Genomic DNA, 17,052 nt, shown 5'->3' with positions numbered 1-17,052 from the left:
CCTACTCGTCGTCGAAACTAAATTGCTGCTGACCTGAAGCTCCATTGTTTGAGCTTGGCGAGTTTACCCTCGCATCACTTTTCAGCGTGCCATCCGATTGCGCTTCACATGCAGGCACTTCGCTTTCAAGCTCATAGGCTTTGTCTTGATAGGTGTGCGTACCATCCCTACTTGCGAAAATAGCATCGAGTTGGTTAAGTAAGCATGAGGGTATATCAGTATAGAACACGCCTTCCCCTTGCTCGTTTTCTGGATGCATTCCGCGTAAATAAAGGTAGTAGACGCCTCCAAAATGAATATCGGGATCATAATCTGGCAATGTATTGCTTAAATAACGGTGCAGTGCCAAGCAATAAATTAAATACTGCAGGTCATAAAGGTGATGCTGATTGTTATCAAAAAGCGCTGAAGGTGTGTAGCTCTCTAACGTATCTCCTAACCAGGTCGACTTGTAATCAGCAACAAAAAACTGCCCCTCATGCTCAAAAATCAAATCGATAAAACCATGCATCATGCCTTGTAGTTTTGCGGTCATTAACTGTGGAGCGACTTCAGCTTGACCACCTAGGGTAGCTGCGACGTCTTGTCGATGGCTTGTTAGAGCCTCTTTAAGCAACGCCCATTGTGTGTCGTTCATTGGGAAGTAAAATTCCGCCTCACGCAGGGTTTGCTCAAGGGTCAAATCACTCAAACTTAGTTGCATATTAGGATATAACGGCGTTTGTAAGACTTCGTCTAACCACGCATATAGAAAAGGCGTGCGCTTTTCATCTAATCCAAAACGATTTACCAGTTCTTTGCCCGTCTCTTCCCAAGTAGGGTCACTAAAATCGCTATGCTCTAAAATATCGTGGAGCAAATTACCCGCGCTTGCTCCTTTTTCCAGCGTAAAACGCAGGTCACTTCGGGTCACTAAACTCATTTCAACAAACGGGTTGTGGTGTGACGTCATCCCGTCGAGAATCTCACCATCAGCAGATAATGTATTGAGCGCGAATATTTCTTCATCACGAATAGTTTGAAGTACAGGGACACTAGGAAGGTTTTGGTTTGTATCTTCGGCTATTTCAGTATTATTCACTGGGCCAGTAGTTGTTAAACGGCTCATGGCGGAAAACGAATAAAGCCGCCATTCCTCGCTCGCGGTGCCCGTAAATTGAAGTGCCGTAAGTTGAGGAGTTACTTCATTTTGTTCAAAGCCTGAATACACTTCCACAAACTCATCACCGTCTATATAGCTTGCATGAGATTCATCTTCTTCGGCCACACGGCGTAATACACTCGACCAGTCATTACCCAAACCTTCTTCCCCACTCACGCCTAGAGCGCGCGCCAATGCGCTTTTTTCGTTATTTGTAAGTGGAATAACCCCCATGTAACAACGATGTGCCGCACGCGTTACCGCAACATAGGCAAGGCGCATGTCTTCTGCCTCGCTTTCACTTTGCACTCGAGATATGGCTTGCGCAGTTTGACCTAACTGCATTTGCAAATCTTGCTTCTCTTCATCGTAGTAGGTAAATATTTGAGACGTCGAATTACCATTTTTTGCCGCATCACGATAGCCCGTTGCATAAGGAATGAACACAATGGGGTATTCAAGGCCTTTTGAGCCATGCTGCGTTATTAAACGAATTAGTTGGCTATCACTTTCAAGACGTAACGTAAGCTCTTCGTCGCTTTCTGGCTTGTGAATTTGTTTATTTAGCCAGTCGAGTAGCTGTTCAGGTCGCTGGTGAGTGGTACTGGCTTTTTCCAGCACTTCTGCAAGATGCTGATAATTTGTTAGCGCTCGCTCCACGCTATCAGCGTGAGGGAAATAGCTATCTTGCATTAAGTGCAACAGCACACTCATACATCCTTTTTGCAGCCACATATCCCGCAGAGACAATACTTTGTCCATCGCCCTATCCCATGTTGCATCATCTTCGTGATAAAGCAGTTCGATAAGCATCTGTGGACTATAGCCCCAAAGCGGGGACGCTAAACTAGAAGCAACTTTACTCGTATCGTTTGCGTGCCATATACCGTTAAGAAGCCTGAGGACATCCTTCGCTTCGGCACTAGCAAACAAATTGCTTCGGTCGCTCAAATACACACAGGCTAACCCTTTTTGCTGAAGCACATTTTTAATAGCCCCAGCCTCGGTTCTGTCTTTCACCAAAATAGCGATGTCTTGAGGTTTTACCGGCCTAGTCTCGCCATTTCTTAATTCAAAGTGTGCCTCGTTAAGTAAGCGGTAAATCTCTTGCGCAATCCATTGGGCCATTTTACGACGCATGATGTTGGTATTTTCTTTTTCCTCCAAACACATGCTTACGTAGTTCATTGCACTGCGTTGATTAGCAGGGTCAACCAACGGTGTTTTAGCCGCTGCCGCTTTAGACGTAAATTCAACGGGGTTATATTTGATGTCGAAGCCAAACACATCTGTAGGTTCATTCGATGCGACAGGTGCGCCATAAAATAGTCGGTTATAAGCTTTTACCATTCCCTCTACTGAACGCCAATTTGTGTTCATTACCCAGCGATAGTCAGCTTGCCTACCGGCTTTCAAATAGGTAAAGATATCTCCTCCGCGAAAGCGATATATAGCTTGTTTGGGGTCGCCTATCATTAGAAGCGCGCTGTCTCTAGCCGAGGCGCTCTCCTCGTTATCGTTTAAACGGTCTGTTTCTGTTTGTGAGGTCGAATTGCTCGATGCATTGGGATAGACCGCGTCCAAAATAGCGTATTGCTTGGCATCCGTATCTTGGAACTCATCGATAAGCGCCACCGGAAACTTTTTGCGAAGTTCAGGTACTAGTGTATTGCTTGGCTTCACGACCTCATCAGCCAGCATGCGAATTAGATCATCAAAATCAATAAGGCCAAGCTGCTTTTTCTGCTTATCAACACGCCCTTTGATAAATCCAATAGCCTCTACAATCAGCTTAAATACCGGCACTTTAGCAAGGGCCTTTTCTTTTTCGCCAAATACCTTTTTCAACGTAGCAGCAAATTCTTTAACAGGTGTTAGAATTTCCTTAACCCCAGAGGAATTTCTCGCATAGCGAGTTCCTTTAACAAAGGCTTCCGCTTCAGGCGGTGGTAAATAATACTGTGCGTTATCTACGCACGAGCGCAACCAGCTTTTTAGCGCAGCTAATTCCTGCGGCCTTTCTTTTCTATGTGCGGGGGTTTTAATCAGCTGCTCAACCAATAGCCCTTCGTTTTCTTCCACACTTTGCGACAAGGTTTTTACATAAGCCAATGATGTATCGGGTAATTCATCCAACCGCTTTTGAAAGGCATGCTCGATATCTTGCTCGCTGAGCATTAGTGGGGTCAGAGTACTTTTTATGCTGGTACCAAATTCAAGCAATAGCTTTTCAGGTGTATGCCAACCAGACTCTGCCAACAGCCGAAAATCATCTTCACTTTTGCTCACCTTTCGGATGTAATCTTCTGCTGCCTGAAGATACAAGTCGCCCGTGTCATTACCTAAATTTAACGACATGGCAAAGCCACTGTTAAACGCCAGCTGCGTGATCACGTGCTGACAGAAGCCATGAATGGTGAATACCGACGCTTCATCCAGCTCAAGTTGCGCTGCTTTTAATAAAGCCAAACTCTCATCAATATCAAAGCTATTAAACAGATGCTGGTAGACTGGGTCGCAGTCGTCTTTAATTTTATTACCATTATCTTTAGCTTCCTGCCAAATCAGTAACGCTTCTCTCAAGGTTTTAGCAATGCGCCCTTTTATCTCTTCGGTGGCAGCCTTGGTAAAGGTCATTACCAATATTTCTTTTACGGTAAGTTTTTTCTCTAGCAGCAAACGTAAATACAATCGGGTGATATTGAACGTCTTACCTGTGCCCGCGCTGGCCTCAATAAGATGACGCCCCTTAAGCGGCATTGCCACAACATCGAGTAGCCGTGCATTATCTTTGCCTTGCTCATTGGCGTGAGGCTGCGTATCGATTGACATGTCGTTACCAGAGGATGGGGTAAAATTACTCATAACTTCTCCTCTCGAGATGCGTTGTTCACCATAGCTAGTAATATAAACGCACTAAGATGCGGTACGTCATTCCAACTAACCCCTTGCGGGAAGAGCCAGTTAAGGTAGGGGTTGTTCGCTATATCAGCACTAAATTGCCCGCTAGTTTGCTGCCAATCGGTTAACGCCCGCTGCAACTCGACACTGTCAAAAAGCGCCGCGGCATGACCGACTATCTGTTGAACCTTCTCATCTTTTTCTTCGCTTGGTGCATCATCTTTGTCTACGAACGGACATATTTCGTCAATTGTCATTCGAAGCTGGCTTAGCAGCGCCTTGTCAGCTTCGCTGGAACTTTCATTTATTCGCACAAGCCCGCGCAGAATCTCGTTAAACAGTGAAGGGGTTACGCTATCTACGATAGGTTTACTCTCAGAATTTCTCTTGCCGGGGATAATGCTGTCAAAAAGGCTGAGATACACAGGCTTTGGCGCGGAATAAATAGCCAAATAAAGCTGTTCGATAAATAATAGCAATTGCGCGGCGGTATCACGTTCAAATGCAGGAAACGTTCGTTTCTTCAGGGTAGTTTCCCCTTTTTCCCACGAGCATGAATAGATTTCTAGTGGATAACCGGTATAGCTAGTTTCTTCATTGCTACATGAAAAGACCAACTGAGAGATGAAAAAGCCCAGCGCTCTGTGAGTATCAACCTTTCCGGCACAAAGCTCTACTAATGCATCGCGACCTTTGTATGCCGCAGTGCTGAAGGTAATATATTTCCCTTTAAATTGTGCCTTTTTAGGGTCCGCATCGTGAGGGCCCATAGCTTGACTCAGCGCTAGCGCCCCTTCTTTCCACATTTCCACTTCATCCATCGCCACAGCGTTATTAGGGATATCCCCTCTTAGGGATGCATACGTGATCACCTGTTCACTGTAAGTAAGTTCATTGGAGTCTTGTTCACCAGCTGACATGCGATCTGGCGATGAAAAAATAGCGTCTAGCACTTGATAACGAAGCAGCGCATTAGTCTCAAAGGGTTCGCTGTTTTCAAGCAAGGTAAAGGATTGAGTTAGATTCACTCCCAACCTCTGAATAGCAAAGTGTTCAAGGGGATCTTTAAACGCTCTGGCTATTTGCATATGTGATAAACGTAATTCTTGGGCTGCAAGTGCGTTTGGTGGCTGGATAGTCTCGGTTGCTGATTCGCTAGCCATGCCTTCTATTGATTGCCCGTCGTTAGCACTTTTTTCGATACCTGCTCGATAATTATTCTGCTGAAGCGCATCGGCCAACCGCAGCCACCCTGTCTCATAGCTGGGCAACACACCAGAAAAAACCGCCTCGCTGAACGGATGTAGTGGCGCATGAACCGCGTAGCTGTCTAAAGATAATGCGTAGCTATTTTCTAGCATATCCATAAATTCAGCCAACACAAGACTGGGCTGCCTTTCACTATTATTGGTGACATCGTTACCTTGGTAGCTTAGATACAGGCTTTCCCGCGTTGAAATAATGGCTTCAAGGAATAAATACCTGTCTTCCAACCGCCTAGAGCGATCGCCAACTCGACGACCCCAGCCTGCCATTAGGTCGAGCCCTAAGGGGCTCGATTTGCGAGGAAATTCACTGTCGTTCAACCCTAATATACACACCTTTTTAAACGGAATACTTCGCATTGGAAGCATTGAACATACGGTGACTTGGCCGGTCATAAAATGGTTTCCCGCATCAGGCGAAGAGAACCGATTAAGTAAAAGATCGCGGACCTGACGCAACGTTAACTCGTGCTCGTAACCCGCTTCTTCGCACCGTGCGGCGAGATCTGCTGCAACCTTGGCAATAAGATCCCAGCTTTGCTGCTGATCATTTATCGGCACAAAGCAGGCGTCACGAAGTGCAATCAATGCCTTTGACCACTGTTGTGGTGTTCGCGGTGCCGTTAATTCCTGTGCGAACTCGCCCAGCAAGGCGACAACTTCTATAAGCTTGCCCAAGGTAAGGGCACTTTGCCCCTCTACATCGGGAATGGTAAGTAAATCACTTACTATCATTTCACTATCTGGCGCGAGCATTCCCATAAGTAATCGACGAATTCCCCACCACCAGCTGTAAGTGTCGTCTAAGCTAACACCCTCTGAAACAGCAGTTTTATGGGCACTATTGAGCCCCCAATGGATATGCGCTTGTTTTAACCAAACCACCATTTGCTCGATATCATCTTGAGACACAGAAAAGCGCTTTTGAACAGAATCAAGCTGAAGATAATCTAAAATATCTGACACACCAAAACGGCTATCCGGTAGCTGGAGTAGCGCCATGAATGCGGCAATAAGAGGCTCCGCATCCATCGGGCTTCTGTCGGCTATGGTGCAAGGGAGACGCACCTGCCCAGTACCGGCTAAAGATTTGGTGCCTACTCTGTGAAATACTGCGTCTACAAAAGGCGCATAATTTTCTATCGCGGGGCACATGACCAAAATATCAGAAGGTGTTCGATTTTTGTCTTGAGAAAGCCAATGCAATAAGTGATCGTGTAAGACTTGGACTTCTCGAAGCGCTGAATGGGTGCACATCACGGTAACGCTGTCGTCGTTTTCTTTTAATTGACTATCAATTGGCTGAGGATGTGCAGCGTGCAATATGTCGTTATGGATATATTCGAGCAGGCCTTTGCCATTAACCTGTTCGTTTGTTCTATCACCCTCTCCTACACCTTCAAAATCTGGCGAATCAAATGCACTTATCTCAAACGTGTCTAGCTCAGTAAGCAGGTTAAATAACTCTCGTCCTTGCTTGCCTAAATTGCCTAACAAAGGGTTAGACTGGTCTTCTTCCATCCACTTTCTGAGCCCTTCTAAACGAAGTAGCTTCGCTTGCTCGCTACTGCTTTTCGCTTCCCCCCAGTAATTGACACTTGGATTAAGATGAAAGATGTGAATATCGATATGCTGAGCGAGCGCGTCAAAAAACGCAATAAGTTGGGGAGCCATGGTATTGATAGCGAAAACAATGACACGCTTGGGCAAGTTAGCTGGCACTTTCCCCGCTTCGAGTGCTTCTAGCGTCATTTGGTGTAAGCGAGCAGGATGCAAGGGCTGATCTTTCGCTAAAATACGCCAAATTTCACTTTGCCATATTTCCATATCATCAAAGACGGCGCGCTCATTATTCTCCCATTTGAATAGCCAGTCTGGTCGATAAAGTAAATACTGTTCGTAAACGTCAGCCAAGGCTGTTGCAAGCTGAAGACGTTGTAACCCTTGCTCTTGTTCACTGCCTGCGCTCTGCCAGTATTTGTTTACCTGCTCGAATGCGTCGCTATCCATTAACGAACTATCTTGAAGAATATTATCTATTCGCCACGTCAACACTTCTCGGCGATAAGGCGATTGCTTTGGTACCTTATCAGTTCCTAGTACCGTTCGCGCAGTATTCCACATAAAGCGCACCGGCAAAGGGTAGTCGATATTCATCGCTACACCGTGTTCGTTTGCTAGCTGCATACTTACCCAGTGCTGCATTCCTGGGCTTTCAACCAAAATTGTTTCCGGCGTAAATACGCCCAAAGGCTGTTGACGTAAAAGCGTAGTAAGAAGAAAACTTAAATGTTCTAATTTGTTAGAGGGATATAGCGCAAGCAATCGAAAAATCCTTTGTAGAACGTGCTTTTAGATACAGTGAAGATACCGTGCACACATCGTCGACGTTATAATTTAGTGTATCGTATTCAACAAAGTAGTTAAGTTATTTCTCTAAAAATTGATAAGCAAATGTCTTATGCGTTAAAAATAACGGTGGGAGTCTCTTTACAATAGCTTCATTCACGCCATTCATTAGCGATGTGCGGGTTGATGTTTCAGAGGCAAAAACATTGAACGTGATCAAGCGGATAAAAGAAAAGGTGTAAGAGCCACGTTTTTCGAGCAAAAAAAAACCCACACAGACCTCAGGACACGAAAAATCTGTATGGGTAAGGTTTACGGTCTACTCAGTAACAACGTGAATAAGCGTTGCCTGGCACTCATTCACGTTAGCGCTACTGCGCAGCACTGTTAACACTATAAGATTTTGCATGTTGGGTGCCAACTTTTTAACTTCTAAATATCAATAACTTACATATTTTTCGAGCCATTTGGTTTATACTTAAGGTTTAAGCTTGGTGCAAATGCACCACAAGCAAGCACGGGGAAATACCAATGCGCATAAAGCCAAATCGTAAGGATGAACTCGCTTTTAAACGATAATTAGCGGTTTCTCCCAAAGCACCATTCAAGTACAATTTCACCTTTATAAAACGCAATATAATTTCACGGTCAGGAGCAACAATGTTAACCGCGCAACAACTCGCCACCATGCTTTCTCTTCAAGATAAAATGAACGCAAAAGTAAACCCAGACTGGCTGAACGCAGGTTATGGCTACCTTCGTGCGGCAATGGTCGAGTCGGTTGAGGCTATCGAGCATCACGGCTGGAAATGGTGGAAGGCGCAGCAGAAAGATTTGCCTCAACTTCAAATGGAGTTAGTTGATATTTGGCATTTTGCATTAAGCGCCTGCATTATTGAATACAAAGGCAATATTGAGGAATCTGCTAAAAGCATTGCCTCTGAACTGGCAAGTGGCAACGCCTTAGTTGCGTTTGACGGTAAAGACTATGACGCATCAAATCAGTCGCTTCTTGATAATTTAGAGTTGATGACTGGGCTCTGTGCCGCTAAGCGCTTTAGTGTTCCCCTATTTATGTTCATTGTAAGTCAGTGCGAAATGTCGGCCGACGAACTGTATCGTCAATACGTAGGTAAGAATGTACTTAATTTTTTCCGCCAAGATAATGGTTACAAGGATGGGACTTACGTAAAAGTATGGGAAGGCCGTGAAGATAACGAGCATTTAGTAGAAGTTATGGACGCACTTGACTTAACTAAGCCTGAGTTTAGCGACTTGGTTTATGAAGGTTTACGCGCTCGCTACCCTTCTTGAGCGTGGTTGCATTTCGTTTAACACGATAAAGCAGCTGTTAACTGAGCGTTCAAGAAAAAAGCTCTGTCTATGACAGAGCTTTTTGATGTTCATCAAATCCGATTGAGCTAGTTAGCACGTCTACGCATCAACCCACACTAATTTGTCACTGTAGTTACCCTGGATAATATCTTCGAAACGCTCTTCTAATACGTGACGCTTTACTTTTAATGTTGGCGTAAGCAGGTCGTTTTCAATGCTCCATTCGTTTTTCATCACTACCACACGATCCATAACCTGATGACTTTCCAGCTTAGCGTTGATAGCGTCGAAGGTTTTCTTAAGACTTGCTTCAATACCCGACTTATCTTTTTTCTGGGCCTCTTCGCTTAACACCAATAAAGCGACAGGCTGAGGTAGGTTCGTTCCCGTAACGCACACCTGTTCCACAATTGGGTTTTCCATAAACTTAGCTTCGATAGGCGCAGGCGTCACATACTTGCCTTTAGCCGTCTTAAATATATCTTTCAAACGGCCCGTAATTTTAACGTAGCCGTCAGCATCGATAACGCCTTTATCACCGGTTCGCAAGTAACCATCGTCAGTGAAGACTTCGGCAGTTTTTTCTGGCTCGAGATAATATTCCAACATATTGCATGGCGACTTAACCTGAATTTCGCCCTCTTCAGAAGTACGAATGTCAACGCCATCGTACGGCTTACCGATACATCCTATTTTATCGTGGCGGAATGGAACGCTACCTGTACCATAAGCGCTGTTCTCGGTCATACCCCAACCTTCGGAAATATTGATCCCTATTTTGGCAAACCATTCTATTACCGCTGGTGCAAGTGGCGCCGATCCACTAGCCCATAAGCGGGCATTGTTAATTCCTAAGCCGTTACGAATTTTCTTCGCTACAATCTTATTCAAAATTGGAATTTTCAGCAGTGTGTCTAGCTTCTTCTGTGGCATCTTCGCCAACACGCCCATTTGGAACTTCGTCCACAGGCGAGGAACCGAGATGAACAAGGTTGGCTGACAGTGACCAACGTCACGCTGGAAGGTAGCCAAATCTTCAACAAAGTGGATTTTCCCGCCGCTGTAATAGCTTGAAAGCTCAACAAGCACTCTCTCAGTGATGTGTGCGAGCGGCAGGTAACTCATGGTGCGATCATCTTGATTTATACCCAACTGATCTAACGATCGACGGGCCGCCCAACATGCAGTGTTGTAGCTATGAACGACGCCTTTTGGCTGGCCTGTGCTGCCCGACGTATAGATAATGGTCATGATATCGTTCATGTCGTGAACCGGCGAATCATCAATAGGCCCAATATCCATGAATTCATCCCATTGCTGTTTGGTAGCGATATTAGGATACGGGAAAGCAACGGTTAGGTACTCGGCAGGAATAGAAGCAACCTGTTCTGCAGTATTGTCTAGTTTGCCAACGAATAAAAGCTGTACGTCTGCATGTTTTAACACGTATTGAACGGTATCTGGCCCGGCTGTGGAGAATATTGGAACAGAAATGTGACCGGCCATCATTATGCCAAGGTCAACGATAAACCACTCTGCGCAGTTCTTTGAAAAAATGCCTATACGGCTGCCAGCAGGATAATTCATTTCACGAAGACGTGCAGCGACTTTTCGAGCCTGTTCAGCCACTTGCTTCCAAGTGAAATCGTGATATTCACCCTTTATTGGTTGAGTAAGAAATACGTCGTCCCCTCGGCTTTTTTCCCAGTGGTACAACATACTCAATGGCGATGTTATTACTTCCGTAGTATTTGCTGTCATGTCTAGCGGCATAAGTCACTCATATGTTGTTATAATGTAGATCATTTTTACAATGATTTCACAGACTTCTAATAAGCCCTATTTTTAATTGAAAAACAAGCCTTTTAAACAAGCGTTTACATTATTTGCGATGAATAACAACACTTTGAGCGCTGAATTTAGTTTCCTTATAGTTAAGGCTTTTTAATTTTTATAGGTAATCGAGGCAAAACCCACAAAATTTTTTACCATGTCTTAAACAAAAGCGGAATAATCTCTTGGCCCGAACATGGCTTCGCGTAAAAATAGCCTTGGTGTAGAAAACACGACTTTGATTTTAATTCGTTAACCTGCGCTTTTGTTTCAACGCCTTCGGCTATACACGTCATCTTCAAATTGCTGGCAAGTGTGATAGTGGTAGTCACTAATGCTTCATTTGCGTTACCAGGCGCCATTTCATTAACAAAGCTCTTATCAATTTTTAATACAGACAGCGGGTAGCGTTTTAGGTAACTGAGCGATGAATACCCTGTTCCAAAATCATCCAGTGCTAGTACAAAACCTTCGTTAACAAAACGTTGAATTTGCCTAAGCGCGTTGTCGCTATCGTCCATCAATACGCCTTCTGTGATTTCAAAACGGAATGCTTCCTTTGGTAACCCAAACTCACCAAGTAAATTCAAAACGCCCGCCACATCGAACTCGGTTTTAAAATGCAATGCCGACAGATTAATTGAAACATATCCTTCAAAACCTTGCTCATACCATGAGGACAAGTCTTCAGCAGCTCTTCGCATCGCTCTGCGTGTAACTTCAATTATGTATTTGAGCTCTTCTAGCACGGGAATGAATTGATCTGGGTATAACGGCTCATCGTTCAGCCTTCCCCTCAACAATAGCTCTACGCCAACAGTCGTGTTGTATCTGGAATCAATAATGGGCTGATAATTGTTAAAGAAGCCGTCTTCTGAGAACGCGCGTTTTACCTTGTTTTCTAGCTGAAGTCGGTTTTTTGCTCGTTCGTTCATGTCGCTCGTAAAGTACGTAAAACCGCTCAGCGCATCTTTTTTAGCCGTATACATCGCAACATCCGCCTGCTTTATCAGTTCAGCGGGTTCTGAGGCGTCCTCCGGGTAAAATGCCACGCCAATGCTGCAAGACACTCGAAGGACCTCTTCTGCTAATGAAATTGGCGTTTCGACCGACTCGATAATTTGCGAAACAAATGGACTTAAATCGTCGTCATTACTAACTTCTTCAATTACGATCACAAACTCGTCACCACCAAGTCGTGCAACAGTTCCCGACTCGGCCACAAGGTTTCTCATTCTGTTTGCTACAATACGTAGCAACTTATCGCCATAATCGTGACCTAGCGAGTCGTTAATTCCCTTAAAACGATCTAAGTCTACAAACATTACGGCTACACGGTGGGCGTTGTGGCGCGCCAAGCCAATAGCATGCTCTAACCTATCTAAGAGGAGTGGCCGGTTTACCAAGCCTGTCAGACTATCATAGGTCGCAATTTTTAAGAGTTTGCGCTCCGCATTTTTTTGCTCTGTGATGTCCGATATAACAATGAGGTAGTGATCAGCATCATAAGTTTCACCACTTACCGCTGTAATATCGATTAAAACATCGTAGCGTTTTCCGTCGGCACCATCTATTGTGGCTTCATCTTTCCAAAAATCACCACCCTGCATCTCTGGCAATTTTCCAGAAAGATGCCTGTTCAAATTCGGATAGCGCAAATAAAGTTTCGCTAGCTGTTTGGGTAAAGGTTCCTTACTGTTAAATCCAAACACCTGCTCAAATGCTGGGTTCGCTGCAACAAGCCGCTTATCTTTATCAAAGATTAAAACCCAGTCGCGAGTTTGCCTGAATGCATCACTGAACAAAGTCACCTGTTGCTGGGCTTTTTGTAACCTGAATAGCTGACGCTGACGCGATAACAAATAAGCGATCAAAAGACCAATAATAAGTAATGCGTATATCGTGTAAGCCAGCGGTGAACGAAGTGGCGCATAAGGCATGGAAAGAGTAACTTCAGCAGGAGTGACATTGAAGTCGAAGCTTCCCGGTGTAGGTACGACGGAGAACACGTAGTCGCCAGGCTCTATATTGGCGATAGTAATTTTTGCATCTTCCGTAACGCCTTCTGTCACGGTTTGCTCCCCGTTAAGCAATTTATAGTAATATTTTACCTTCCCAACACCAGACATAGTAAGTGCTGAAAAATGGATAGTTAAGCCATAGTCTTCATAGCCTAAGTTAAAATGGTGCCCATTTAAGTTCGCAAGAGGTTGTGGAAGCGCTCTATTGTCTACAGAAAGTTCGGTAATCGCCGTCTGCTTACTTAGCAGACTTTTTCCAGTCTCTAAGTTTTCTAACTGTGACGGTGAAAATACGACCGCGCCGCTTGTAGAGCCGTAAACAAGCCGACCATCATTGAGCTTGAGTGACGCTCCCTGATTAAATTCAGACACACTCAACTCACGACCGTAGATGAAATTCTTTATTTGGCTAGTTGAAGGATCATACCTGTGCAAGCCCTTATGAGAACTAAACCATATCTTCCCAGACTCATCTTTTTGAAGGCCATACACAATATTGGAAAGTAAAATATTGGAGTCATCTAAATTGTACAGCGGCTCGAAGGTGTCGGCATCTATTCCAATAAGGCCTACACCACTGTAAGCAAGCCATAACACGCCCATATCATCGATAACCCAGGAACCTATAGAGCGGTCTCTGGCCCGTTGAAGCTCTGAAAATCTGTAAACAAGTTCATGACCGGAGGTTTTAGGGTCAATCAACCAAAGGCCGCCTTCGGTTGCGAGGAACAGCCTATTGTCATGATGGGGAGACTCCCCTAGAAAACCGAATGAAAAATTAATATCAAATACTCGGGGGTCGAGCTCTAAAGTAGAAATACGTTTTTGTTCAATGTCGTACCTTATAAAATCGGAAGCCCCGATGAAGTAAAGCTGGCCATCACTTGCTAGCATTGCGCCTGGCGCGTAAGCGTCGAAAATAGAGGGCTCTCCACCGTTTAAAATAGCTGGTCGCTTCGACTTACCGGTTTTTGGGTCAAAAAGTCGAATCCCATTGTAGGATTGAATTAAGAGTCTTCCATCAGGCAGTGGAATGATGCGGTCGATTGCACCATCTCCCATAGACGCAAGCTCAGATTCTGAAAAAAGATATTTGTTGGACTCTCTAGACGTTAGATTGTAACGATTGAGGCCATTCTCTGTGCCTAGCCACAGTTCATTAGGCTGTGTTTCGGCTAGGGCCCATATCACATGACTCGTAAGAACGTCGCCGCTTCCAGTTCGCGTATTCTGTATTGAAAAGATATCAGCACTTTTGGTACCAAAATAAAGCGCACCCGCGTAAACAGAGCTAAGCCAAAGGTTTCCAGATTCGTCTTTTGCGATGGCTGATATCTTTTTATTTGATATCTCGGTCGACCCATTGTGCGGCTCCAAGATATGTTCATACTGCCATCCGTTAGCTGTCTTATTTAATTCGTAGAGCCCTTTATTCGTACCCATCCAAAATCCGTCGGATTTGTGTTGCACCATAGTCCAAACATTTCTATCGGATACAGCTTGAGTGAAAGCTCCTTCTTTCTTGCCTTGTAACTGCGCGAGGAAATTTGTTTTCTCTGCAACAAAAACGCCCTGAACCGTTGTAATCCAAACCCTATCTTGGTTATCTACCATCAAAAACTTGGCGTTATAATTGTCAAGATTTTTTGGTATTTCGCCCAAATAGTTAAGCTCGCTAAGCGATTGAGATGGGTTGTTTACATCTTTAGTGAAAACACCAGATGTGGTAGCAATAAGAAGCGTGTCGTCTATGGAAATCGCAGCACGAATACTCTGATTGTTATCGAGAAACTTGTCAGGAAGTCGTGCTACTGTCTCGAGTGTGTTGGTCTGGGTATTGAATCTCTGCACTTCTTCTGCAAGTGCGATGATTATTTGATTCGCACTTTGCCAGTAAAAGCTTTCTGCGTGCTGAACATAGCTTTTTATATCTCTATAACTCGTAGGCTCTATCTGTTCAATCTTCTGAGTTGCCAAATCTAAATAAAAAACACCTCTACCGTAAACGCTAAACCATAATGATTCTTTTCCCTTTAGTGAGAGCTTGTAAATTGAGGCATCAACTATGGAATTATTAGGGCCTTCTACTCGTTTGGCACGCACGCCATCCCAGCGAACTAACCCGCCTTCTGTGGCTATCCAAACAAACCCGTCTTCACTGAGGACGATGTCGTTAACGATGTCCTGAGGCAAACCGTTTTTTGTCGAAAGCGATTGAAAAACCGGATTGGATAATCGAGGTGACGCTGCCGCCTGCCATCCCACAACAAAAAGAAACAGAAACAAATAAAAGAAACTTCGCATCGAATAAGGGTCGTTCGGTAAGATTTATTATTATTCATTTCAGTGTAACAGAATGTTTTAAGCATGGGCAGCATCCGTACACAGGTTTTTAACTCAAAAGTATTGCGATATCACGTTGATAAAAAAGATATTTATTTTACGAATTGAGTGAAACGTTTTACCTTTATTTTAAGTTTAGGTATATAAACGACTCGGTACCATTAATCTTGTTGAACGGGAATACGACCTGTTGGAACAATTTGACGTCTAATACTAGGCTGTGGTGCTAGCCTATATAAATCACCATTTTGCCCCACATAATGTTTTAAAACACCGCTCTCTTTCGCAATGTTGGCATGAGCAGAAAGATGGAGGTGTTCGCCATGAACAGGAATAGAAATCTTCGGTTTTACCCAGTGATACATAAGCTTGAGCTCTTCTTCACAAGGGTGACCGCTAGCGTGAATCGGTAGAGAACTGTCTTCACTATGAATCACTGTCACTCCTTTATCTGTCAGTGATTTACTTAAACGCTCAACGCTTTTCTCGTTGCCTGGGATCACTATAGAAGAGAACAGCACCGTATCGCCCTTCTCGACCTGAAGATGGGGGTGATTATCTTTAGCTAGCCTTGCAAGCGCCGTATTTTTCTCGCCTTGGCTACCCGTAGCCACAGCAAGCACCTCATGTGGCGGTAAATAGCCGAGATGTTGCGCATCGGCAATTGGCAAGTCGTCAGGCCAAATCCCCTGCTGTTTAGCGATGCCGTACATGTTTAATAGTGAACGCCCATAAAGCCCCATGTAACGTTGCGTTTTTTTCGCCACCCTCGCTAAAGAAATAAGGCGCGCGATATTACTACCAAAGCATCCAACAACGACCCTGCCTTTGAGGGGTAAAATGGTGCTGAGTAATCCATCATAACAGTTGCGCTCGGAAATGGAGAAACCAGGTTTTGTCGCGTTAGTAGAATCACCTACCAGCGCAAGTATGTTCTCTTTTCCAAGCTGTTTGTAAAGGTTTACGTCAAACGGTGTACCGGTAATAGGGTTGGCATCAATTTTCCAATCAGCAGTATGTAGAACGGTCCCCACTGGTGTGGATATTTTCAATGCAAAAGGCTCAGGCAGAGAGTGGGTAATCGCCAGCCAGTTTACTGTAAATGGCCCAATTTGACGGATATCGCCAGCGTCAACCTCAACAATCGGAATAAGGTTTGCCAATTTACTTTTAGCGAGTTTTCGTCGGAGTACTTCAGCGGTAAAAGGCGTAGTGTAAATTGGCTTTTGAAATCTCTCCCATAGATAAGGGATTGCACCTACGTGGTCTTCGTGAGCATGAGTAATAACAATACCTGCCAGCGACTCCTTTTGACTAGCAATGAAAGAAGGGTCGGGAGCGACAACTCGGTGAGTAATCCCTGCTTTGCTACCTTCTCCATGAGTACTTTTGATTTTGTAACTCGGTATCAAGGGTTCATCAAAAGAGACACCGCAATCTACCATCAGCCACTGCCCATTGTGGCCATAGAGATTGAGATTCATCCCAATCTCTCCGGTCCCTCCTAGGGGAACAAACCACAAGTCGTCCGCTGTTGGTTGCAACAAATTAACACTACCTTTAATTAAATTTGATTACTTAGCGAGGATAAATTCTGATATCAAAAACACGACTACTCATGTAACTCGGCATTCAGCTGGTCAATGACTTCAGCCCACGCTGCATCCTCAACAATTGCATCCTTTAAAAACGCAGACTGACTCTCGTTCCAATAAGGAGCCTCATGTAGATGTTGACTCTTATTCAGCCCTCGGTGTGTTTCAAAAAATTCAGCGATTTCTTCGTCTGAACTTCCTAGGCCAAGTTGACTAAACAGACTATTCATCGTGGGTTGCTCAGTAAACATATTGTCTCCTTTTATTCC

At 44.4% G+C, this 17,052-nt stretch carries 7 protein-coding genes; 1 reads left to right on the top strand and 6 read right to left on the bottom strand.

Annotated elements, in window-relative coordinates; genetic code table 11:
• Position 1 precedes the first annotated feature (1 nt).
• Both recB and recC read right to left on the bottom strand, forming a co-directional pair.
• Positions 2-4,006: an exodeoxyribonuclease V subunit beta gene (gene recB / locus GVO62_RS02940; protein ID WP_159117665.1), complete on the bottom strand. Its 4,005-nt coding sequence runs from the start codon at positions 4,004-4,006 to the stop codon at positions 2-4.
• A complete protein-coding gene (recC, locus tag GVO62_RS02935; protein ID WP_159117664.1) occupies positions 4,003-7,632 on the bottom strand; it encodes an exodeoxyribonuclease V subunit gamma in 3,630 nt (1,209 codons plus the stop codon). The genes recB and recC overlap by 4 nt, the downstream gene beginning before the upstream one ends.
• Positions 7,633-8,316: 684 nt before the next feature.
• On the opposite strand from recC, the gene GVO62_RS02930 reads away from it, so the two are divergent.
• Positions 8,317-8,970 carry a dUTP diphosphatase gene (locus tag GVO62_RS02930; RefSeq protein WP_159117663.1) on the top strand — a complete coding sequence of 218 codons (654 nt, stop codon included), beginning with the start codon at positions 8,317-8,319 and terminating at the stop codon, positions 8,968-8,970.
• A 120-nt stretch (positions 8,971-9,090) separates the two neighbouring features.
• Here GVO62_RS02930 and GVO62_RS02925 read toward each other — a convergent pair whose 3' ends face one another.
• The 4 genes from GVO62_RS02925 to GVO62_RS02910 all read right to left on the bottom strand — a co-directional run bounded on the left by GVO62_RS02925 (position 9,091) and on the right by GVO62_RS02910 (position 17,034).
• Positions 9,091-10,764, bottom strand: a complete 1,674-nt coding sequence (locus GVO62_RS02925) for an AMP-binding protein (protein ID WP_159117662.1) — start codon at positions 10,762-10,764, stop codon at positions 9,091-9,093.
• 212 nt (positions 10,765-10,976) lie between these two features.
• Positions 10,977-15,149, bottom strand: coding sequence for an EAL domain-containing protein (locus tag GVO62_RS02920; protein WP_159117661.1), 4,173 nt, complete (start codon positions 15,147-15,149; stop codon positions 10,977-10,979).
• A gap of 200 nt (positions 15,150-15,349) precedes the next feature.
• Complete coding sequence (locus GVO62_RS02915; RefSeq protein WP_159117660.1) at positions 15,350-16,735, bottom strand: ribonuclease J; 1,386 nt, start codon at positions 16,733-16,735, stop codon at positions 15,350-15,352.
• Positions 16,736-16,800: 65 nt separating this feature from the next.
• A complete protein-coding gene (locus GVO62_RS02910; RefSeq protein WP_014949810.1) occupies positions 16,801-17,034 on the bottom strand; it encodes a DUF2789 domain-containing protein in 234 nt (77 codons plus the stop codon).
• Between the last annotated feature and the right edge of the window lie 18 nt (positions 17,035-17,052).

It is taken from the genome of Alteromonas sp. KUL150, assembly GCF_009811475.1.
GTDB lineage: Bacteria > Pseudomonadota > Gammaproteobacteria > Enterobacterales > Alteromonadaceae > Alteromonas > Alteromonas gracilis.
This window is presented reverse-complemented; position numbering and strand designations above follow the sequence as displayed.